18 protein-coding genes, 1 tRNA gene and 1 riboswitch are annotated in these 20,189 nt (G+C 50.8%); of the genes, 8 read left to right on the top strand and 11 right to left on the bottom strand.

Annotated elements, in window-relative coordinates; all coding sequences use genetic code 11:
• The first annotated feature begins 31 nt into the window (after positions 1–31).
• Both L975_RS06400 and L975_RS06395 read left to right on the top strand, forming a co-directional pair.
• Positions 32–469 carry a YeeE/YedE family protein gene (locus L975_RS06400; protein ID WP_010864119.1) on the top strand — a complete coding sequence of 146 codons (438 nt, stop codon included), beginning with the start codon at positions 32–34 and terminating at the stop codon, positions 467–469.
• A gap of 24 nt (positions 470–493) precedes the next feature.
• Complete coding sequence (locus L975_RS06395; protein WP_047707790.1) at positions 494–904, top strand: DUF6691 family protein; 411 nt, start codon at positions 494–496, stop codon at positions 902–904.
• Positions 905–1,074: 170 nt separating this feature from the next.
• Here L975_RS06395 and L975_RS06390 read toward each other — a convergent pair whose 3' ends face one another.
• A complete protein-coding gene (locus L975_RS06390; protein WP_010864121.1) occupies positions 1,075–2,829 on the bottom strand; it encodes a SmdB family multidrug efflux ABC transporter permease/ATP-binding protein in 1,755 nt (584 codons plus the stop codon).
• The gene (locus L975_RS06385) at positions 2,823–4,592 is read right to left on the bottom strand and encodes a SmdA family multidrug ABC transporter permease/ATP-binding protein (RefSeq protein ID WP_047707788.1); all 1,770 of its coding nucleotides are present in this window, start codon (positions 4,590–4,592) and stop codon (positions 2,823–2,825) included. The genes L975_RS06390 and L975_RS06385 overlap by 7 nt, the downstream gene beginning before the upstream one ends.
• A 215-nt stretch (positions 4,593–4,807) precedes the next feature.
• Between L975_RS06385 and L975_RS06380 the strand changes: the two genes are divergently transcribed.
• Entirely contained in the window at positions 4,808–5,314 is a 507-nt protein-coding gene (locus L975_RS06380; protein ID WP_047707786.1) for an exonuclease domain-containing protein, read from the top strand.
• A 140-nt stretch (positions 5,315–5,454) separates the two neighbouring features.
• Here L975_RS06380 and L975_RS06375 read toward each other — a convergent pair whose 3' ends face one another.
• Both L975_RS06375 and L975_RS06370 read right to left on the bottom strand, forming a co-directional pair.
• Complete coding sequence (locus tag L975_RS06375; RefSeq protein WP_047707784.1) at positions 5,455–6,036, bottom strand: thymidine kinase; 582 nt, start codon at positions 6,034–6,036, stop codon at positions 5,455–5,457.
• A gap of 114 nt (positions 6,037–6,150) precedes the next feature.
• Positions 6,151–7,737 carry a Na+/H+ antiporter NhaC family protein gene (locus L975_RS06370; protein WP_010864125.1) on the bottom strand — a complete coding sequence of 529 codons (1,587 nt, stop codon included), beginning with the start codon at positions 7,735–7,737 and terminating at the stop codon, positions 6,151–6,153.
• An 82-nt stretch (positions 7,738–7,819) separates the two neighbouring features.
• Positions 7,820–8,007: riboswitch (Lysine riboswitch) on the bottom strand.
• 327 nt (positions 8,008–8,334) lie between these two features.
• Between L975_RS06370 and L975_RS06365 the strand changes: the two genes are divergently transcribed.
• A complete protein-coding gene (locus L975_RS06365; protein WP_010864126.1) occupies positions 8,335–8,745 on the top strand; it encodes an H-NS family nucleoid-associated regulatory protein in 411 nt (136 codons plus the stop codon).
• A gap of 161 nt (positions 8,746–8,906) precedes the next feature.
• Here L975_RS06365 and L975_RS06360 read toward each other — a convergent pair whose 3' ends face one another.
• The 4 genes from L975_RS06360 to galU are packed head-to-tail and all read right to left on the bottom strand — an operon-like array spanning position 8,907 to position 13,289.
• Positions 8,907–9,914, bottom strand: coding sequence for an NAD-dependent epimerase (locus L975_RS06360; protein ID WP_047707782.1), 1,008 nt, complete (start codon positions 9,912–9,914; stop codon positions 8,907–8,909).
• Between the two features lie 47 nt (positions 9,915–9,961).
• The gene (locus L975_RS06355; protein ID WP_047707780.1) at positions 9,962–11,311 is read right to left on the bottom strand and encodes a UDP-glucose/GDP-mannose dehydrogenase family protein; all 1,350 of its coding nucleotides are present in this window, start codon (positions 11,309–11,311) and stop codon (positions 9,962–9,964) included.
• Positions 11,312–11,344: 33 nt separating this feature from the next.
• Positions 11,345–12,358 (bottom strand): UDP-glucose 4-epimerase GalE, encoded by a 1,014-nt coding sequence (galE, locus tag L975_RS06350; protein WP_039045621.1) that lies wholly within the window; start codon positions 12,356–12,358, stop codon positions 11,345–11,347.
• A gap of 22 nt (positions 12,359–12,380) precedes the next feature.
• Positions 12,381–13,289: a UTP--glucose-1-phosphate uridylyltransferase GalU gene (gene galU, locus L975_RS06345; RefSeq protein ID WP_039045620.1), complete on the bottom strand. Its 909-nt coding sequence runs from the start codon at positions 13,287–13,289 to the stop codon at positions 12,381–12,383.
• Between the two features lie 436 nt (positions 13,290–13,725).
• Here galU and L975_RS06340 point away from each other — a divergent pair, with 436 nt between their 5' ends.
• On the top strand, positions 13,726–15,108 hold the full coding sequence (locus tag L975_RS06340; protein ID WP_047707776.1) for a peptide MFS transporter: 1,383 nt from the start codon (positions 13,726–13,728) through the stop codon (positions 15,106–15,108).
• 30 nt (positions 15,109–15,138) lie between these two features.
• Here the strand turns inward: L975_RS06340 and L975_RS06335 are convergent, their stop codons facing one another.
• Entirely contained in the window at positions 15,139–16,368 is a 1,230-nt protein-coding gene (locus L975_RS06335) for a response regulator (protein ID WP_052181315.1), read from the bottom strand.
• A 105-nt stretch (positions 16,369–16,473) separates the two neighbouring features.
• Positions 16,474–17,388, bottom strand: coding sequence for a patatin-like phospholipase RssA (gene rssA, locus L975_RS06330; protein WP_039045618.1), 915 nt, complete (start codon positions 17,386–17,388; stop codon positions 16,474–16,476).
• 100 nt (positions 17,389–17,488) lie between these two features.
• On the opposite strand from rssA, the gene L975_RS06325 reads away from it, so the two are divergent.
• A complete protein-coding gene (locus tag L975_RS06325; RefSeq protein WP_047707775.1) occupies positions 17,489–18,040 on the top strand; it encodes a YchJ family protein in 552 nt (183 codons plus the stop codon).
• A gap of 152 nt (positions 18,041–18,192) precedes the next feature.
• Positions 18,193–19,026 (top strand): formyltetrahydrofolate deformylase, encoded by an 834-nt coding sequence (gene purU, locus L975_RS06320; RefSeq protein WP_047707773.1) that lies wholly within the window; start codon positions 18,193–18,195, stop codon positions 19,024–19,026.
• Positions 19,027–19,269: 243 nt separating this feature from the next.
• Here purU and L975_RS06315 read toward each other — a convergent pair whose 3' ends face one another.
• Positions 19,270–19,773, bottom strand: a complete 504-nt coding sequence (locus L975_RS06315; RefSeq protein ID WP_010864136.1) for a VC2046/SO_2500 family protein — start codon at positions 19,771–19,773, stop codon at positions 19,270–19,272.
• Positions 19,774–19,957: 184 nt separating this feature from the next.
• Between L975_RS06315 and L975_RS06310 the strand changes: the two genes are divergently transcribed.
• Positions 19,958–20,042 (top strand) — tRNA-Tyr (locus tag L975_RS06310).
• Positions 20,043–20,189 lie beyond the last annotated feature (147 nt).

The following is a 20,189-nucleotide window of genomic DNA, read 5'->3' as shown; positions in this document are numbered from 1 at the left end:
GAATAACGACGCTACTAACAAGGATATAAGTATGCTTTCTGAGAGCTTTACTTTTGCTAGTGCCCTGCTAGGACTCGCGGGAGGCGCGATGATCGGCTTATCGGCACTGCTGCTGCTCAAAGGTGCTGGCCGGATCGCGGGGATCAGTGGGATCCTGAACGGCCTTTTGCATCCCGATAAAAACTGGCTGTGGCGCGCCCTGTTTATTGTCGGCATGGTCGCCGGTGGGGGTTATACCGCCAAGCTGATGGGGATCACCTTGGGTGCAACGTTAAGCGCATCGTGGCCACTGCTGATCATCGCCGGTTTTCTGGTCGGTTTTGGTGCACGCTTAGGCAATGGCTGTACCAGCGGCCACGGGATCTGCGGCATGGGACGCCTCTCAGTACGCTCCATCATCGCTACCAGCACCTTTATGCTGACCGGTTTTATCACTGTGTATCTGTTAAAGCATGTATTTGGCGGTTAATCCGGCCGGATTTAAGGAGATATCATGCGTTATCTGTTCAGCCTGTTATGTGGCCTGTTATTTGGCAGCGGACTGACTGTTTCCGGAATGAATGAGCCGGCACGGGTACAGGGCTTTTTAGACTTGGCCGGACCGTGGGACCCAACACTGGCCTTCGTGATGGGCGGGGCGTTATTGGTGTTCGGTATCGGTTATTTCCGTTGGGTGAAAAGCTGTCCACAAGCACTGTGCGGCGATCCCATTCCGCCCGTTCCGGCTAAAAAGTTGGATGTAAAATTGATTGGCGGCGCTGCGGTATTCGGTATTGGTTGGGGACTGGCAGGGATTTGCCCAGGGCCTGCCATCACCTTATTAGCCGCGCCCTCGCTTGGCGTATTGTTATTTGTCGCAGCCATGCTGATAGGCTTGTGGGTTGGCGACTGGATGGCGCGTTGATCATCGTCCACAACACAGGTCAACACGGTCTTTGGCTGTAAGCTAACAAGACAAAGAGGCGCAGGTACCCGAACACTGGATATCTGCGCCTCTTTTTATATTGAGCGATTCTATCGGACGACTTTATGAGTAAAAAAGCACGGCCAAAATCAGCGCACACCACATACAACTCATGCCAGCGACATTGACGTCCCCGTTTGTTGTAACGTCCACATCTGGGTGTAACGGCCATTACGCGCCAACAGCGCCTCATGAGTACCCTGCTCGACAATCCGGCCACGGTGCAACACTACAATCTGACTGGCTTCCACAATAGTCGACAAGCGGTGGGCAATCACCACTAAGGTGGTATGTTGACGTACCACGGCCAGCGCGGCTTGAATTGCCTGCTCAGTACCAGAGTCAATATTGGCCGTCGCCTCATCGAGGATCAAAATCTTCGGTTGCTGCACCAATACCCGCGCCAGTGCCAGCAACTGTTTTTGTCCCACTGACAGGTTGTTACCCTGCTCGCCCAGTAAGGTATCCAGTCCTGCATTCATGGCGCGAACCACGCCATCGAGCTGCACCTTTTCTAATACATCCCAAATCAGGCTATCGCTCACTTCGCGCCCCAAGGTGACGTTATCACGTACCGAGGCGGCCAACACTACCGGATCTTGCTGCACCATCGCGATATCGCGCCGCAGCACGTCATGGGATAACTGAGCAATCGGCTGTCCACCTAAGGCAATTTGCCCCTGCGCGACAGGGTAATAGCCCATCAGCAAGCTGGCTAAGGTACTTTTACCGCTGCCAGTATGACCGACCAAGGCCACAAAATCACCATCCGGCACCTGCAACGAGATCTGCTGCAACACCGGTTCATTCGGCTTATAACCGAAAGAGACATCCTCAATCGCGATACGTCCGTCCGGCAGCGGTTGCGCATGCTCACCGTAGTGCTGAGCAGGAGCGTCCATCAACGAGAAAATCCGCTCACCCGCCACAATTGACTGCTGCAGCATGGATTGCTGTGAGGTCAGCTCAATTAACGGCTCATTCATGCGCCCCAAATAGCTGATAAACGCATACAGTACGCCAACCCCCACACTACCGGCTGCTGAAAAGCCAAACACCATCAGGAGGCCGCTCAGAATACAGGCAGAAATCAGGCTTAACAGTGGTCGCAATAACACCGCATCCAGACGCAAAGCCTGCATACGCGAGCGATAGTGGGCATGACTTTGCGCCGCCAGTTTTTCACCCATGCGCGCTTCTTGTCGCATTTGCTGGATCACATGGATCCCGCTGATGGTTTCGTTAAAGCCATCATTGATCCCCGCTAACCGTTCCCGCACCGCACGCACCACCGGAATACTGCGCTTTTGATACACCGCCATCACGGTCAACACCACAGGGAACATCACTGAGGCCACCAGCGCCATCTTCCAGTTCAGCGAAAACATCGCCACCAACATGACGCTGATCAGCGCGATATTGCGCAGCAGTGTCACCAACACCGTAACGTACAGATCTTTAATCACCTCGGTGTCATTGGTCACTTTGGAGATCAATTGCCCAACCGGCTGAGTATCAAATACGGCCAGCGGCTGCATAACTGCGGCATTAAACACATCACACCGAATATCCTGCACCACTTTCAACGCCACTTTGTTAAAGCGCAAAGATTGAAAATAGTGCAACGTCCCCGCCGCCACTTGCAGCAATAAAAACGCCACCAATAAGCTTAAAACCGGCCACAGGGGTAAACGTCCAGCCGCCAAAAAATGATCAATGAAATAGCTGACCAACAGCGGCCCACCGACTTCCGCCGCAGACGCTAACCACAGCATCGCGGTCGCCAGAATAAAATCGCGGCGATAAGGCTGACCATAGCCTAATAAGCGCTTGAGAGTCGGCCACTGTTCGGAACGATTTAACATACCACTTCTTCCTCATCGTCCCGCTCCAGCGCTTGCTCTAGCTGCTGATAACGGTACATCTCCTGATACCATCCTGGCTGCTGACTGAGCGCCGCATGGGTACCACGCTGCGCAACCTGACCTTGTTGCAACACCACAATCTCGTCGGCTTCTGCCAAGGCGGAAAGACGATGCGCGGTAACCAACAACGTGCGCCCTTGGCGCCATTGCCGCAGATTATGCAAAATACGGTGCTCGGTTTGGCCATCAACGGCAGACAGCGCATCATCCAAAATCAAGATCTCAGCTTCCAGTAACAAGGCGCGCGCAATGGCGATACGCTGCTTCTGTCCCCCCGAGAGCATCACCCCACGCTCCCCCACCGGCGTATCATAGCCCTGTGGTAAACGCTCGATATCTTCCGCCACACAGGCCAATTCGGCGACATAGCGAATTTGCTCCATGCTGGCTTGCGGACGCCCAAACGCGATATTTTCCGCAATCGAAGCGGAAAACAAAAAGGGTGTTTGACTCACCACCGCCAGCCGTTCACGCCATGCGTGCAACTTTAGATCGGCTAACGAAAGCTGGTGAAAGCAGATAGTGCCTTGTTCATCGGTCAACGCGAATTGACGCTGGATCAAGGCCAGCAACGTACTTTTGCCCGAGCCAGTCGCGCCACAAATCCCCAGCATTTGGCCCGGTTTGACTTGCAGCTGCACCGCTTGCAGCGCGGGGTGCTTGCCTTCCGGATACGCAAAGCACTGTACGTTAACATCCAGCACACCGCGCTCGGCAGGCAGATCCAGATGGCCATCCGGCACATCCGGCTCTTCGGCCAAAAGCGCCTGAACCCGCACATACGCCGCACTGCCACGCTCAACAATATTGAACATCCACGCCATCGCCAACATCGGCCAAATCATCAAGCCCAGATACATGATGAAGCTGGTCAACTGACCCAACGTCATGCTGCCATGCACCACCATCCAGCTACCGCCGCCTACTGCCAACAGGTTGGCCATCGCGATAGCCACATAGATAGTCGGGTCAAACTTCGCATCAACTTTAGCCACCGACATATTGCGCTGATTCGCATCGGCAGCCGCCTGCGCAAAATGCCCTTGCTGGCGTTTTTCTAAGCCAAATGCTTTCACCATCCGAATACTGGTCAGGGTTTCTTGCACCGTGTTATTCAAACTGGAAAACGCGGCTTGCGCATGACGGAACCGATGATGCAGCTGATCGCCATAGCCTTTGATAAACCACGCCATAATCGGCATCGGTAGCAACGCCAGTAACGTCAATTGCCAACTGAGCTGAGTGCTCATGATGAACAGCACCGCCAATCCCTGCACCATGGAATCGACCAGCGTCAGCACCCCTTCCCCTGCGGCAAACACCACGCGATCGATATCATTGGTGGAGCGCGCCATCAGATCGCCGGTACGGTGACGCAGATAAAAACGGCTGTGTTGACGACTGAGCTGCTGATAAATCGACTGGCGCAGCTCTACCGCCAACCGGTAAGAGGCACCAAAAAGTAACACCCGCCACACCACCCGCAGGCCGTATACCAACACGGCACAGCCTAGCAGCAGAGCAATCCAACGCAGCAGATGCGCAGCATCCATCTGCTGTTTATCAATACCGTCGACAATCCGCCCGACAATGGTTGGCGGCAATAATTCGAGCAACGCGATAGAAACCAGTAGCCCGATGGCCCCAGCATAACGTCGCCACTGCTGACGAAAAAACCAGCTCAGTTGCCTGAACAATCCCACACGACATCCTTTATTTTTTTCACATCAGAAATCAATACGTTAATATATGTATTGTCGAGAGCCAGATAGCATATAACAGCCACAATGAAATGATAACCATTTTCATTTAAAATCAACGTAGCAAGTTATGTGTTTGCGTAAAAATGCAGCATCCTGCGTCTCCGGCACTTCGGGTTCCGGCCTTCCATTGTATGCAAAACAGAGTGGATCACACCATGAGCGCACCATCAAGTTGCTACCTTGCCATCGCCCTGCAGGTTTCCTGCCACGAGCAGGATTTCTCCTGTGAAATTGATAATGAAATCATTGAATTGATGGCAAAGATTGTGACGCCAGAAGGACAATCCACAGCATCTTTCCATGCCCTCATCCAGCCTAAACTGGAGCCGGAGCTTAGCGAAGAGTGTATACAGCACTCCGGCCTGAGTCAGCAGCAGATTGACGATGCGGACACCTTTCCCGATGTCATGCAGCAATTGATGCACTGGCTGGCAGATTATCCGGTGAGTGGCTGGATGAGCTGGGGAAAAACCGATGCTGTGCTGCTGAGTGCCGATTGCGCGCGAACCGATGCACCGTGGCCACTGCCTGATGACTTAGCCTATCTGGATGCACGCCGCTGGGTGATGGGCAACAACGGCCAGATGCCATCTTCCAATGCGCCAATACAAACGCGTATCGATGCGTTGGTGGCCTTATTGCCGCACATGTTGGCGAACTAACACGCGACCCGCATTAACTATATAAAAATAAAAGCAAAAATGCCGGACATCTTCATGACCGGCATTTTTATCTCAACCTAACATCAACAGCAACAAGGCGACTAACCGCGCACTACATACATGCCGTAGAGCAGAGGCGATTACTTGTTATCGAATGCGGCTTTATAGTGTTTGCGGCACACCGAAACGTAACTTTCATTACCACCGATCTGCACCTGCTCACCGTCACGCATCGCCACGCCATCGGCATTGAGGCGCAGCACCATATTGGCCTTGCGTCCGCAATAACAGATAGTTTTCAGCTCTACCAGCTTATCTGCCCACGCCAAGAGGTATTTACTGCCAAGGAACAGCTCACCTTGGAAGTCAGTACGTAAGCCATAGCACAATACTGGGATGTCCAAACGATCGACCACATCGGTCAACTGCTCGACTTGCTCACGACTGAGGAACTGGCATTCGTCAATCAATACGCAATCTATCGACTGCGTTTGATGCTCGGCACCAATGCAGGCTAACAGATCTGTCTGCGGAGAAAACAATAACGCATCAGCCGATAAACCAATGCGGGAGCTGATTTTCCCTACACCAAAGCGGTTATCAATTTCGGCAGTGAAAATCAGGGTACGCAGGCCACGCTCCTGATAGTTATAAGACGACTGTAACAACGCGGTCGATTTCCCCGCATTCATCGCTGAATAGTAAAAATAGAGCTGCGCCATGCGCCAAACTACTCCTGTGTAACACTAAAAATTCAAACCCAAAGAACGAAAAGCAGCGGAAAATAAAACCACAACACACAGATAAAAAAAGAGGCGGTTACCCGCCCCTTCTTATCATACTGCTTTTATCGCCACAGGTCGTGGCTGCAGGAAATAAAAGATACCAATCATGGTAGTGAACAGGACACCGGTCACGGCCAACCCGACCCACGCTGACTGCGTCATGCCCAGCGCAATAAAGCCACCCGCCGACACCCCCGCAACCGCTAAGGTGTATGGCAACTGCGTCGTCACGTGATCTAAGTGATTACAGTGCGCACCGGTGGAGGACAAGATAGTGGTATCGGAAATCGGTGAACAGTGATCGCCAAATACCGCGCCCGCCATAACCGCAGCCATGGATGGTAACAGCATGGCAATATCCGCCGCTGCCGCCATATCCGCTGCAATCGGCAGCATGATCCCAAATGTACCCCAGCTGGTGCCGGTGGAAAACGCCATCAGACCCGCCACCATAAACAGCAGCACCGGCAGCAGGCTCAGTGGCAAGTTGCCCTGAATCAACGACGACAGGTACTTACCGGTCGACATATCCTTGATCACCGCACCGATAGTCCAAGCAAACAGCAGGATATAGACAGCTGGCAGCATCGAGCGCATACCGCTGAGCAGTGCTTGCAGCAGATCGGCCATCGCCACACGCTGACGCACGGTGGTCAACACCGATAACAACAGACCCACACAGCCACCACTCACCAATGACAGGCCAACATTGGTATTTTCAAACGCACCGATAATGCCAAATGGCTGATTATTGGCGGCCAGTACCTGATAACCGGTAAACAGCATCGCCGAAACGGTCACGACGACTAACGCAATAATCGGGATCAGCAGATCGGAAACTCGACCGGACTCCAGCTCACGCACGCTAAAGCCGTGATCGTTACTCTGCTCTTCCATCTCACGACCGGTCAGGGAGATCCCTTCGCTGGCCATGCGCTCATGACGACGCATCGGACCGATATTCAGTGACAACCAAGACACCACCAGCACCATCACCAGCGCAAAAATGGCGTACAGGTTCATCGGCACCATAGCGACAAACGCGCCCAACGGGGTGTATTCGGTCACACCGTGCGTGGTCAAAATGCCACCAATAATGGTGATAATGTACGCCCCCCAGCTAGACGCCGGCATCATCACGCACACCGGTGCGGCGGTGGAGTCCAGAATATAGGCCAGCTTGGCACGCGAAATATGAGCGCGATCGGTTACAGGGCGAGCAATCGAGCCTACGGCCAAACTGTTAAAATAGTCATCAATAAAGATGAAGGCACCTAAGAATACAGTCAGCAACTTAGCGCCACGTTGTGTCTTAATCCGCTGTCTGGCCCACTGAGCAAAAGCGCGGCTACCACCAGAAAGCGTTAACATCGCGGTCATTCCGCCCAGCAAGAATAAAAACAGCAGAATATGAATGTTCCACCAGTTCAGCGCGCCATCATCCCATACCAATGCCGTGGCTTTTTGTTGTAAATAGCCCAGTGCATTTAATGGTGAGAATTGCGTTAATAGCAGCGCACCCAGAACAATCCCCATTCCTAGCGAAAAAAGAACGCGGCGGGTAACAACAGCGAGAACCAGTGCAGTGAAAGGGGGCAAAACCGCCCAAAATGAATTGGAATAATCAACAATATTCATGATCTTTACCTTAAAAGTACGGCGAAGATCTACTGACAGTCAAATGACTAAAGGTACGGAACAACGAACATGTGCACCAAAACCAACCAGTAGCGCTCCATAGTGTAATAAACAAACTTATGACTATGGCAGTGCAAGCCCTGTTCGAGAATTGCACCAGCCAGAAAGCTTCGATAGCGTTTCTGACTTCGGCGCTGGCTCCTTTCGCTGTCAATCTCTGGCATCACCCTCCTGACAGTTACTGATAAACAGCGCACCTCTACTTTTCTGTAGCGAAATCCATAGTAACAATTTATTTCAGTGATGCAATGCAAAAATTCAGTTTTCCGCCAAGAATTTTTCACTTAAAAATCACACAATTAAATAAGAAAGAATGACAGATATTCAGATTCTGTTTGCAACCTACTTATGGATAACAGGGGCATTAAATAGATTTTTTGATGACAGATCCGAATATTTGTTATTAATTTTATTTTTCATCTTTTAATGATGTACTTTTAAATCGCATTTATTTATCTTTGATTACTGATCCAATTAGATTTGCTGTGCGCATTTAATACAGCATAAGAAACAATAAATTTCTCCGAGATAAATACGATGAGCGACATGATTAAGCTGTTAACCAATATTCGTAACATGCGAGCTCTGGCCCGCGAGCTTCCTATGGAACAACTGGATGATATGCTGGAAAAGCTGACCACTGTGGTGGAAGAGCGCCGTCATGAAGCCGAACAAAATCGGGCTGAAAATGAAGAGCGTCAGCGTAAATTGCAGCAATACCGCGAAATGCTGATTGCTGACGGCATTGATCCTAACGAACTGCTGAATCTGCTGGCTGATAATGCACCAGCCAAAAAATCTAAGCGTGCCGCTCGCCCAGCCAAATACGAATACCGTGATGAAAATGGTGAGTTAAAAACCTGGACTGGCCAAGGCCGCACGCCAGCGCTGATCAAAAAAGCACTGGAAGAAGGTGCTAGCCTGGAAAGCTTTGCCATCACCGCTTAAGTTTATTTCGGCCCATCACGCTTTTCACGGCGGATGGATTCGAGAGTAATGACTCCAATAAAAAAGCGCCGATAATCGGCGCTTTTTTTTATGTCAGACTGCATTTTTGGCGTTTTCAGTTTCTGTGCTTTCTGTCTAACTCAAACCTACTCTATTTATATTTATTGCTGATAAAACTCACGATACCAGTCAACAAACTGCTGAACGCCATCACGTACCGTCGTTTTCGGCTTAAAGCCGATAGTCTTGTACAACTCAGACGTATCAGAGCTGGTATTTAGCACATCGCCCGGCTGAATTGGCAGCATGTTTTTCTGTGCTTCCATACCCAGTGCCGACTCCAGCGCTTCGATATACTCCATCAACATCACCGGCTCATTATTACCGATGTTGTACACTTTATACGGCGCAGAGCTGGTAGCTGGTGAACCGGTTTCCACCGTCCACTCAGCGTTTGGTTGTGGGATCACATCCTGCAGACGCACAATCGATTCCACGATATCGTCGATAAAGGTGAAATCACGCTGCATATTACCGTAGTTATAGACATCAATCGGTTCACCGGCCAAAATCGCTTTGGTGAACTTGAACAGCGCCATATCAGGGCGTCCCCACGGACCATACACGGTAAAGAAACGCAGGCCAGTAGTCGGGATCCCATACAGATGGGAATAGGTATGCGCCATCAGCTCATTGGCTTTTTTGGTCGCCGCATACAACGAGATCGGGTGGTCGACCGAATCATCAGTCGAGAACGGCATCTTACGGTTCAAGCCGTACACGGAGCTGGAGGATGCATACAGCAGATGCTGGACCTTATTATGTCGGCAACCTTCCAGAATATTGGCAAAGCCCACCAGATTGGAGTCTACGTACTCCATCGGTTTTTCCAGCGAATAACGCACACCGGCTTGCGCCGCTAAGTTAATCACGCGATCAAACTGCTCACGGGCGAACAACGTCGCCATACCATCGCGATCAGCCAAATCCAGTGGATAAAAACTGAACTGTGCATGTGGAGTTAAGCGATCTAGGCGTGCTTGTTTCAGGCTCACATCGTAATAATCGTTAAGATTATCAATACCGACCACCTGATGACCTAGCGCCAACAGACGCTCACTCAGACTAGCCCCGATAAAACCGGCCGCGCCGGTAACCAGAAATTTCATTGTCTTGCCTTACTGATAAAACTCACTATGTCACCTATCCATCGCCCTTATGCGGATGGACCGGCCTGTACTGACGCCCCACGACCAATGGCGTAGTAGGTGAAACCACGTTTTTGCATACGCTCTGGCTCGTACAGGTTACGCCCATCAAAAATGACTGGATGACGCAGCTTGTCTTTAAGCAAATCAAAATCTGGAGCCCGGAAATTCTGCCATTCGGTACAGATGATCAATGCATCGGCATTGTTCAGCGCAGCATCTTTCGTTCCCAGCAGCAGCAAGTCATCACGCAGACCGTAGATGCGCTGCGTTTCTTCCATCGCTTCTGGATCATAGGCCTGAACCTTGGCGCCAGCTTGCCACAACTCTTCCATCAATACGCGGCTAGAAGCTTCGCGCATATCATCCGTGTTCGGCTTGAAAGACAGTCCCCACAGAGCGAATGTTTTGCCACGCAGATCTTCACCAAAGTGCTGCTTAATCAGAGTTGGTAAACGGTATTTCTGACGATTGTTCACCGCCTCAACCGCTTGCAGCAACTGTGGCTGATAGCCAATTGATTCGGAAGTCCGCACCAGAGCCTGCACATCTTTCGGGAAGCAAGAGCCGCCGTAGCCACAACCAGGATAGATAAAGTGGTAGCCAATACGCGGATCAGAGCCGATCCCTTTACGTACCATTTCGATATCGGCGCCCAGACGCTCTGCCAGATTCGCCATCTCGTTCATGAAGCTGATTTTGGTCGCCAGCATGCAGTTAGCAGCATATTTGGTCAGCTCGGCGCTGCGCACATCCATGCAGATCAAACGATCGTGGTTACGGTTAAATGGCGCGTACAGTTCACGCATCATTTCAACCGCATCAGCATTATCAGAACCAATCACAATGCGATCGGGTTTCATGCAGTCAGAAACTGCGGCGCCCTCTTTGAGAAACTCAGGGTTAGATACCACATCAAAGGCCAGCGCTGAGCCGCGCGCTTGCAGAACTTCGGTAATCGCGGCGCGCACTTTATCTGCGGTACCGACCGGAACCGTGGATTTATCCACCACAATTTTGTGTGATTGCATATGAGTGGCAATGGTTTTCGCTACCGCCAACACATATTGCAGATCTGCTGAGCCATCTTCATCAGGCGGCGTACCCACAGCAATGAATTGAATCTCGCCATGATCGACACCGGATTTGGCATCGGTAGTAAAGATCAGGCGACCTGCAGCATAGTTACTCTTTACCAGCGGAGTTAGACCCGGCTCATAAATTGGGATAATGCCGTTTTTCAAATTCTCAACTTTGCGGGCATCAACGTCGACACACATCACGTCATGACCGACCTCAGCGAGTACGGCTGCCTGAACCAGCCCCACATACCCGATACCAAATACGGTAACCTTCATTACTGTCTCTTAAGTAAAGCGAACTACGAAAAATTAATCTTTATAGCCATTAGGGTTCTGGCTTTGCCAGCGCCAGGTATCTGCCATCATCTCTGGCAACCCACGCTCGGCACGCCATCCCAGCTCTTGCGCAGCCAAGTCAGGCTCCGCATAGCACACGGCAATATCACCCGGACGACGAGCAACCACCTGATACGGCACCGCTCGGCCACTTGCCTGTTCAAATGCTTTCACCATCTCCAGAACAGAATAGCCCTGCCCTGTGCCGAGGTTAAAGGTAAACACCCCATGACGATCGGCAATGTATTGCAGCGCTTTCAAATGGCCAAGAGATAAATCCACCACGTGAATATAATCACGCACTCCAGTACCATCCGGCGTTGGATAATCATTCCCAAACACTGACAACTGCTTCAAACGACCTATCGCTACTTGAGCAATGTACGGCAGTAAATTATTCGGGATGCCATTTGGGTCTTCACCAATCTGGCCACTAATGTGCGCCCCGACTGGGTTGAAGTAACGCAACAAGACCACTGACCAGCGCGGATCTGCAGCAACAATGTCACGCAACATTTCTTCAACCATCAGTTTAGAGCGGCCATACGGATTGGTCGCACTGGTCGGGAAGTGTTCTTGAATCGGCACAGTGTGCGGATCGCCATACACGGTCGCCGATGAGCTGAACACCAAGCGAAACACACCAGCACGCTCCATCTCTTCACACAACACCAGTGTCGCCGCAATATTATTCTGGTAATACTTGAGCGGAATTTGGGTCGATTCCCCTACCGCTTTCAATCCTGCGAAATGGATCACCGCATCGATCGCGTGCTGCGCAAAAATGGTCTGCAACGCACTGCGATCGCATACGTCAGCTTCATAGAGCGTCACGCTACGGCCAGTTAGCGCTTCCACGCGACGCAATGATTCACGGCTGGAATTGCACAAATTATCAATGACTACAACGTCATTGCCACTGTTTAGCAGCTCCAACACGGTATGACTACCAATATAACCGGCACCACCGGTAACCAGAATGGCCATACTCTTGGTATCCTTCAATCAATTATTTAGCTGTGGCCAGCAATGCTTTGAGATTGCGGGTAAACTCTTCTCCCAGCTCCGAATGACGCATGCCATATTCAACAAAAGCCTGCATATAGCCGAGCTTGCTACCGCAATCGTGGCTACGCCCGCGAATATGGTAAGCATCTACCGGTTGCTCTTCCATTAAGGCGGCAATCGCATCGGTCAACTGAATTTCATCGCCGGCACCCACGGGGGTTTTTTCCAGCAATGGCCAAATTCGTGCAGGCAGCACGTAGCGGCCAACAATCGCCAAATTTGATGGTGCCTCTTCACGAGTAGGCTTTTCTACTACAGCGCGCATAACATGCGATTCGCCCGGTTCTAACTGTGCACCACCACAATCGGCAATCCCGTAGCTCGAAACCTCTTCGTGCGGTACCGGCTCAACCATAATCTGGCTAACGCCGGTATCATCGAAGCGATGCAACATCTCGGCTAGATTCTCACGATGCAAATCGGCGTCATATTCGTCGATGATGACATCTGGCAGCACAACCGCAAACGGCTCATTGCCAATCAGCGGTTTAGCGCACAACACCGCATGCCCCAAACCTTTAGCGTGCCCTTGTCGCACGTGCATGATAGTGACGTGTTTTGGACAGATAGACTGAATATCAGCCAACAACTGACGTTTTACCCGCTTTTCCAAGGTCGCTTCCAGCTCGAAGCTGGTATCAAAATGGTTTTCAATGGAGTTTTTGGAAGAGTGGGTAACCAGCACGATCTCGGTAATCCCTGCGGCAATACATTCATTCACAACGTATTGAATCAACGGTTTATCTACGATTGGCAACATTTCTTTGGGAATGGCTTTTGTCGCAGGAAGCATTCGGGTTCCCAGCCCCGCCACTGGGATTACGGCTTTATGAACTTGGAATTGAGACATGCTGCACCCTCGCATAAAAATGTTGCTTTACCAGCCAAGATGCTGGTTCTCTTGTAATTATATCAGGTAATTAAGCTGAAATCCGAACCGCTGCGTCAGCAGCCGCTGCCAGCAGAATATGCTCTACACCACACATGTTAATCCAGATCACATTTAGTCAACATCGCACTTTAGCTGACATTAAAACGGATCGTCTAAACATGACCTGAATAATTAGATAAAAAAACTATAAAAATCCACAATTTTAATGTTTAACATTGTTTTTATATGTTCGAAAAGCACTAATGGCACCACAACCTATTGCAATAGCCGCTGAAGATACAACAAGTTAGCGTTACAACCAATTGTGTCTGAAATGTTTTAGATTGCAGATGAAATCACTAAAGTGTATATAAAAATTAGCGGGTGCTTATAAAGAACAATATAAAGGTAAGTGATGAACAACACACAACAATCAACTTTTTTGGGTCATCCCAAAGGACTGTTCCTTCTGTTCAGTACTGAACTGTGGGAGCGTTTTTCCTACTATGCGATGCGAGCTATCTTGGTTCTGTATCTCACTGATAAAACAATCAATGGTGGTTTAGGCTGGTCAACCCAAGACGCCCTGAAACTCTACGGCTTGTATACCGGTTTAGTATATATCACTCCACTGATTGGTGGCTGGCTGGCTGACAATATTCTGGGGCAGCGAAAGGCTATCTTGATCGGTGGTACGCTGATGGCGCTGGGCCAATTTACCCTCGCTCTGCCACACGGTTTGCTAAGTGGCTCCGATCTGGTGACATTCTATGCGGGTCTCGGTTTGCTGATCTGCGGTAATGGCCTGTTTAAGCCAAATATTTCTACCATGGTGGGCGATTTATACCATGATGGCGATCATCGCCGTGACGGTGCCTTCACCATCTTCTATATGGGGATCAACTTAGGTGCGCTGATTGCCGGTCTGGTTGCAGGCTCTGTATCTGCCAGCTTTGGTTGGAAAGCCGGTTTCTTCTGTGCCGGTGTCGGTATGCTGATAGCGCTGGTGGTTCAGCTGACGTTTGCCCGTAAATTGCTGGGTGATATCGGTACAGTACCGGCAGCTAAACGTGATAAAGCGCTCAACACCAACCGTAAAACGCCGCTGACTGCCGAAGAAGCTGACCGCATGAAGGTTATCCTGTTTCTGGGTCTGTTTACCGTGGTGTTCTGGGCTGGTTTTGAACAAGCCGGCGGTCTGATGAACATCTATGCGGCCGAGCACACTAACCGCATGATTGGTAACTTTGAGGTACCGACCGCTTGGTTCCAATCCCTGAACCCGTTCTTCATTATCACTTTGGCGCCGCTGATTGCCGCTATCTGGGTGAAGATGGGTCCACGTGAACCGAGTTCACCAGTGAAGTTTGCTATGGCGATGTTTATGCTGGCGCTCGGCTTCCTGTTCATGATCGGTGCCGTATTTGAAGCTAAGCAGACCGGTAAGGCCAGCATGGTTTGGCTGGTTGGCGCTTACCTGTTCCATACCTTAGGTGAGCTGTGCTTGTCACCGATTGGTCTGTCCATGGTGACCAAGCTGGCGCCGATGCGTCTGGTTTCCCTGATGATGGGTGCGTGGTTTGGCTTTAACGCGCTGGCGAACTATACCGCAGGGATCATTGGCTCCTTTGTCGGAGAGGCCGGCCCACTGGCTATCTTTGGTGGTATCGCAATCGCCGCAACTATCGCCGGTATCATCCTGCTGCTGAGCGCCGGTAAACTGCTGACATGGATGCATGGCGCTGAAGGTAAACGTCCAACACTGGAAAAAGTGGATGTCAAACCTCAGGCCAACTAATTAACTCGATATCGATTAGCTCAGGCTCTATTAGCTCAAGGTATCCGTCCCGCAATGGATCTCCGGAGCAAATAAGTTGACTACTGATGCCGGCGGGTTTTCCCCGTCGGTATTTTTTTTACCTGACCGTTCTTTTCCAGCTATATCTTTTTCAGGCGCTGAATTTAGCGCTTGGTTTGCCGCAACCGCTGATGCCGCGATTGCCGCTTGCGCCTGCTGCACCTCGGATTGGACATGAAGCACCATCTGCCCTTGACGCTGAGAGGTTACCACCGCATTCCACTGCGCTGTTTCTAGACGAACCGTCTCAACTTGCAAAATGCCTTGCTGCGAACTGCCTTGAGTCCCGCTTTGCATTCCTAAGGGATATAACGAATGCACTCGCTGGATCCCCGCAGATGTTTCGATTTCCGCACACAACCCCGCAACCGAAATTTGCAACTGCCGTTGTTCGCTGTCATAAGAGCCAATTAGTAAACGCGGATTGAATGTCAGACCCGCTTGGCGGAACGTTTGGTAGATTTTGCGCAGAATATCTTGATGAGTCAGGACATAGTTAATCTTGTCCGGCTGACTGAGAAATCCATTGAACAAGGTGCGCAGTAGCAGTGCAGCGATCGGCCCATGTCGACCGGCGGCGCCCATATCAAACACATAAAAACCAAAACGATGCGAATGCATTGGCGCTAAGTCAAATACTAAGCCTGCTTGGGTGCTACTGCCTAATTGTCGATAGCGGACGCGAGCGTGGCTGATGGTCTGCTGGGCCGGCGGCAGCAAAGCGCGAATCAATTGCAGTGCACCTTCCGGCTCGGCCTGTAACTGCTGGAAATATTCGCCTAACTCCTCCACTTCCAACGCGTGATTTTTACGGGCCTGCAGCACATCGTTAATCGTGCTATGCAATACATACAAATCATCCAGCGGTTTGAGCAAATAATCCGTCGCACCTGCACGCAGCGCTTCGGCAACATCCGCAAAGCGCTCCGAGCCGGAAATAACAATCACTGGGGTCTGATTACCGTGGGCACGTAAGATGGTCACTAATTCAATGCCACCCATTTGCGGCATATTGAGATCGCACAAGATGATGTCGGGCTGATAATGCGCCAGCTTATCCAGCGCATATTGGCCATTTTGTGCTTCGATGACGGTGCCATCATAGTGAGTCAAAAAGTGAATCAGATGCTGCCTGAATACTGGATCATCGTCCACCAACATAAAACGGTATCCGCTGAAACTGCCCTCTTCCGGCTGCATGCTGTTGTCCTCATCGAAATATCAAGCTCTGCCTCTAGTGTGATGCACAATCGTGATTTATGCCCTTTTTCTCCCCATCTTTACCCCAATTTTTGTGACCGCTTCTTATTTTTCTGCCTGCATTTGCAAAAAAGTAACAATCGGTTCTAATTGGTCCGCCACTCGCTCGACGGCGCGGTAACCTGCTTCAATAGACACCGCTGCTTGATGAAAATCCAGCGTCGAAATTTGCGCCACTGCCGGCTGAATCAAGACATCTGGCGGATCGCCAGCCATCCGGCTTTTTTTCAAACGATGCTCTAAAATCTGCATCGAAGATGTCATCACATCCAGCACCGATGGCACCTGACGGCGGCGTGACGGCCAGAGATTTTCCAACTTTTGCTTCAATTTGGCCTGCCAACTGTGATCTTCTGGGTGCGGTAAATCGAGTGGATAAGCCGACAACAAATCAATTTGCGCCAGATGGTGTTCACGGCCCAAATCAACCGCAATCACAAAATCAGCGCCCATGGCACGAGCAAGAGAGATCGGCACCGGATTGACCACCGCGCCATCGACCATCCATTTACCATCAAGCTGCACCGGCGACAGCAACCCAGGCATGCTGCAAGAAGCGCGCACCGCTTGCTTGAGATCGCCTTTCATCAACCAACGTTCACGACCGGTTTCTAACTCGGTCGCTACCACGGCAAACGGGCGAATACACTCTTCGAGGTTTTTACGCCCAATCATGCCAGCGCCGATATCAAACACTTTTTCGCCGCGGATCAAGCCGCCCTTGCCCCACTCAAAGTCCATCAGTCGCAACACATCCCAATAACTGAACTCTTTGACCCAGTTTTCCAACTCGGCCAAACGGTTATTGGCATACGCCGCCCCTACAAAGGCGCCGATAGAGGTTCCCACCACGATATCGGCTTCAATGCCTAAATCCGTGAGCGCCCGCAGGACACCAATATGTGCCCAGCCTTTGGCCGCCCCCGCACCGAGTGCTACGCCTACTTTGATCTTCTCCATTTTCTGCTATACACCCTTATTTTGTGTGTCCTACAATCGCGTCAGAGAAATTCGCATTACCGTTATCACTGTACTTATCACTATACGTAGTCTGAATATCATGACCGAACATCAAGCCACGCCGGATCGCTGCCCTTGCGGCAGTCAACGCGCCTTTACTGACTGTTGCCAACCGCTGCTAAGCGGTGCGCAGCAAGCTGCAACCCCCGAAGCGTTGATGCGTTCACGCTACAGCGCGCACGCCACGGGAAATCCTGAGTATGTGATTGCAACTTATCACAGCAGCCGCCACGCTGCAGAGTTTCGTGAGGATATTGAGCAGGCTTGCCATGATGTGTGCTGGCAATCCTTAGAGATTGTCGAGACCACGCCGGCCAGCCACGCGATCACCGATGATGATCAAGAAGGATGGGTTGAGTTTATTGCCCACTTTAGCGAAGAAGGTCACCCAGGCCAGCTGCACGAACGCTCGCGCTTTGTGCGTGAACAAGGTCTTTGGCGCTATATTGATGGCACAATGAATCAGCATGATACATCGCAAACCACGCAGCCTGCGACACGGCAAACGCCGGTACGCAACAGCGTCAACGTGGGCCGTAATGATCCTTGCCCATGTGGTTCGGGGAAAAAATACAAGAAATGCTGCGGCTAACCGCGGCGGCCACACAATCATCAGCAATTGCAATCACCTACGTGAGCAGTCAGCTCACGTAAATCATAGCCGCTCAAGGATTCACTTTGACGGCTGAAAGGTTTCGGAGTAAAACCGCTTAACCGGCCTCATGTTAACGACACGGATTCAGTATGGAACGCAAAATTCTGTTAACCGACTGCCCTGATGCCAAAGGGCTGATCGCCAAGATCACCAACATTTGTTACAAGCACCAGCTCAATATCATTCAGAACAACGAGTTCGTGGATCATCGCAGCAGTCGCTTCTTTATGCGTACCGAGCTGGAAGGGATTTTTAACGACACCACCTTACTGGCAGATCTGGATGATGCGTTACCGGAAGGCACCAAACGCCAACTGGTCTCGGCCAGTCGTAAGAAAATCGTTATTTTGGTGACCAAAGAGGCACACTGCCTCGGCGATCTGTTGATGAAGGCCTATTACGGCGGGCTGGAAGTGGATATCGCCGCGGTGATCGGCAACCACGAAACTCTGCGCACCTTGGTGGAGCGCTTTGATATTCCTTTCCACTGCGTCAGCCACGAAGGTTTAAGCCGCGCGGAGCACGATGCCAAAATGTGCGAGCAAATTGACCGCTATGCGCCGGATTATCTGGTGCTGGCCAAATACATGCGCGTCTTAACACCCGAGTTCGTCGGCCACTATCCAAATCAGATTATCAATATTCACCATTCGTTTTTACCGGCGTTTATCGGTGCCAAGCCGTATCATCAAGCCTATGCGCGTGGGGTAAAAATCATCGGTGCTACCGCGCACTTTGTGAATAACGATCTGGATGAAGGCCCGATTATCGAGCAAAGCGTGATTAACGTGGATCACACCTACTCTGCTGACGACATGATGCTGGCCGGTCGTGATGTGGAGAAAAACGTTCTCAGTCGCGCCCTGCGCTTGGTGCTCAATCAACACGTCTTCGTGCACGGCAACCGGACGATTATTTTGTAATACCCGCAGATTGTCAGTCACTAATACGTATCGCCTGTTGTATCAGCGGTATTAATTCGCCAATCAGTATACTTAACGGCAGCCCTAGTGGTTGCCGTTTTTTATTGTCGGCAAAAGACTCCCCAACAGGGAAAAGCCACAAGACATAAAGACGATGGGATAAAACCCTGATGATAGACAGAAGAAAATAGGCAGAAACAACAAAGAAGAGATCAGAAAAAGAGGATGAACGTCAGTATAACGTTACGCGGCTGCGCGCAGTAACTCAGCTTGAGTACGTGCCGCTTGCATGCAAGAAACAAACAGTTGTGTACGGCTATCCAGTGGCGCTCGGCTTTTCTTGCCTTGCACTTCATCGCGCTCAGTCAATGACAGGTTGTGATACACCTCAGGTTTCAGACCGGCGGTATTTTGCGGTGGATAAATCAGTGGATCTGGTTGCAAGCACTCCAACAGCCACGTCGATGCTAATCCGCCCTGATGGAAAGCTTGGGTTCGTTGATCGGCCCACTGCATATCCACGTTATGACCGTACAGACGGCTTTTCGGTGGCACTGGCAGATTTAAACTGGCCGTCTGCGTTTCTGGAGCAGGCATCTGAAATTGGGCTTGATCGCACACGTTAGCAGACAGCATCGCCAGCAGCAGCGCAAAGTCTTTACGCTGTCCCTGCTCGATAGCTGTCGGAAGGCGGCCGTTTAGCTGCAGCTCATCCGTTAGTACGCGGGTATCAATACGATCAATCACAACAAAGAATGTCCTGTGTTATCAACATTGTTTATAACGACATCTGAAGCATTTTCTTTAGCGTTTTGATGTTGATTGCAGCTATTTTCAACACTCCGCATAAAAAAACATCTCCTAAGTGGTTTTTTCGCAATTTAACCTTTACAGAATGCGGTCATTTGATATGATGCGCCCCGCTTGCTTAGGAGGGGTTCCCGAGCGGCCAAAGGGATCAGACTGTAAATCTGACGGCTCAGCCTTCGAAGGTTCGAATCCTTCCCCCTCCACCATCTTGCTTTACACGGCGCTAAGCGGTGTAGATAATGCAAAAGCAGCATACAATTTAGTAATACTTAGCGACACCCCGTGTGGAGAGATTCCCGAGCGGCCAAAGGGATCAGACTGTAAATCTGACGGCTCAGCCTTCGAAGGTTCGA

Origin of the sequence: Plesiomonas sp. ZOR0011 (genome assembly GCF_000800945.1) — a bacterium.
Classification (GTDB): Bacteria; Pseudomonadota; Gammaproteobacteria; order Enterobacterales; family CAMTGL01; genus Plesiomonas; species Plesiomonas shigelloides.
The sequence above is the reverse complement of the archived record's forward strand: the minus strand, read 5'-3'. Positions and strand labels throughout refer to the sequence as shown.

What these genes read in the sequence shown, in the direction of transcription:
- L975_RS06395 (WP_047707790.1), top strand. Translation starts at nt 494, where the DNA reads ATGCGTTATCTGTTCAGCCTGTTATGTGGCCTGTTATTTGGCAGCGGA.
- L975_RS06325 (WP_047707775.1), top strand. Translation starts at nt 17,489, where the DNA reads ATGACCGAACATCAAGCCACGCCGGATCGCTGCCCTTGCGGCAGTCAA.
- galE (WP_039045621.1), bottom strand. Translation starts at nt 12,358, where the DNA reads ATGGCCATTCTGGTTACCGGTGGTGCCGGTTATATTGGTAGTCATACC.
- L975_RS06375 (WP_047707784.1), bottom strand. Translation starts at nt 6,036, where the DNA reads ATGGCGCAGCTCTATTTTTACTATTCAGCGATGAATGCGGGGAAATCG.
- L975_RS06360 (WP_047707782.1), bottom strand. Translation starts at nt 9,914, where the DNA reads ATGAAATTTCTGGTTACCGGCGCGGCCGGTTTTATCGGGGCTAGTCTG.
- L975_RS06380 (WP_047707786.1), top strand. Translation starts at nt 4,808, where the DNA reads ATGAGCGCACCATCAAGTTGCTACCTTGCCATCGCCCTGCAGGTTTCC.
- L975_RS06355 (WP_047707780.1), bottom strand. Translation starts at nt 11,311, where the DNA reads ATGAAGGTTACCGTATTTGGTATCGGGTATGTGGGGCTGGTTCAGGCA.
- L975_RS06335 (WP_052181315.1), bottom strand. Translation starts at nt 16,368, where the DNA reads ATGCAGCCGGAAGAGGGCAGTTTCAGCGGATACCGTTTTATGTTGGTG.
- galU (WP_039045620.1), bottom strand. Translation starts at nt 13,289, where the DNA reads ATGTCTCAATTCCAAGTTCATAAAGCCGTAATCCCAGTGGCGGGGCTG.
- L975_RS06400 (WP_010864119.1), top strand. Translation starts at nt 32, where the DNA reads ATGCTTTCTGAGAGCTTTACTTTTGCTAGTGCCCTGCTAGGACTCGCG.
- L975_RS06370 (WP_010864125.1), bottom strand. Translation starts at nt 7,737, where the DNA reads ATGAATATTGTTGATTATTCCAATTCATTTTGGGCGGTTTTGCCCCCT.
- L975_RS06365 (WP_010864126.1), top strand. Translation starts at nt 8,335, where the DNA reads ATGAGCGACATGATTAAGCTGTTAACCAATATTCGTAACATGCGAGCT.
- L975_RS06390 (WP_010864121.1), bottom strand. Translation starts at nt 2,829, where the DNA reads ATGTTAAATCGTTCCGAACAGTGGCCGACTCTCAAGCGCTTATTAGGC.
- L975_RS06340 (WP_047707776.1), top strand. Translation starts at nt 13,726, where the DNA reads ATGAACAACACACAACAATCAACTTTTTTGGGTCATCCCAAAGGACTG.
- purU (WP_047707773.1), top strand. Translation starts at nt 18,193, where the DNA reads ATGGAACGCAAAATTCTGTTAACCGACTGCCCTGATGCCAAAGGGCTG.
- rssA (WP_039045618.1), bottom strand. Translation starts at nt 17,388, where the DNA reads ATGGAGAAGATCAAAGTAGGCGTAGCACTCGGTGCGGGGGCGGCCAAA.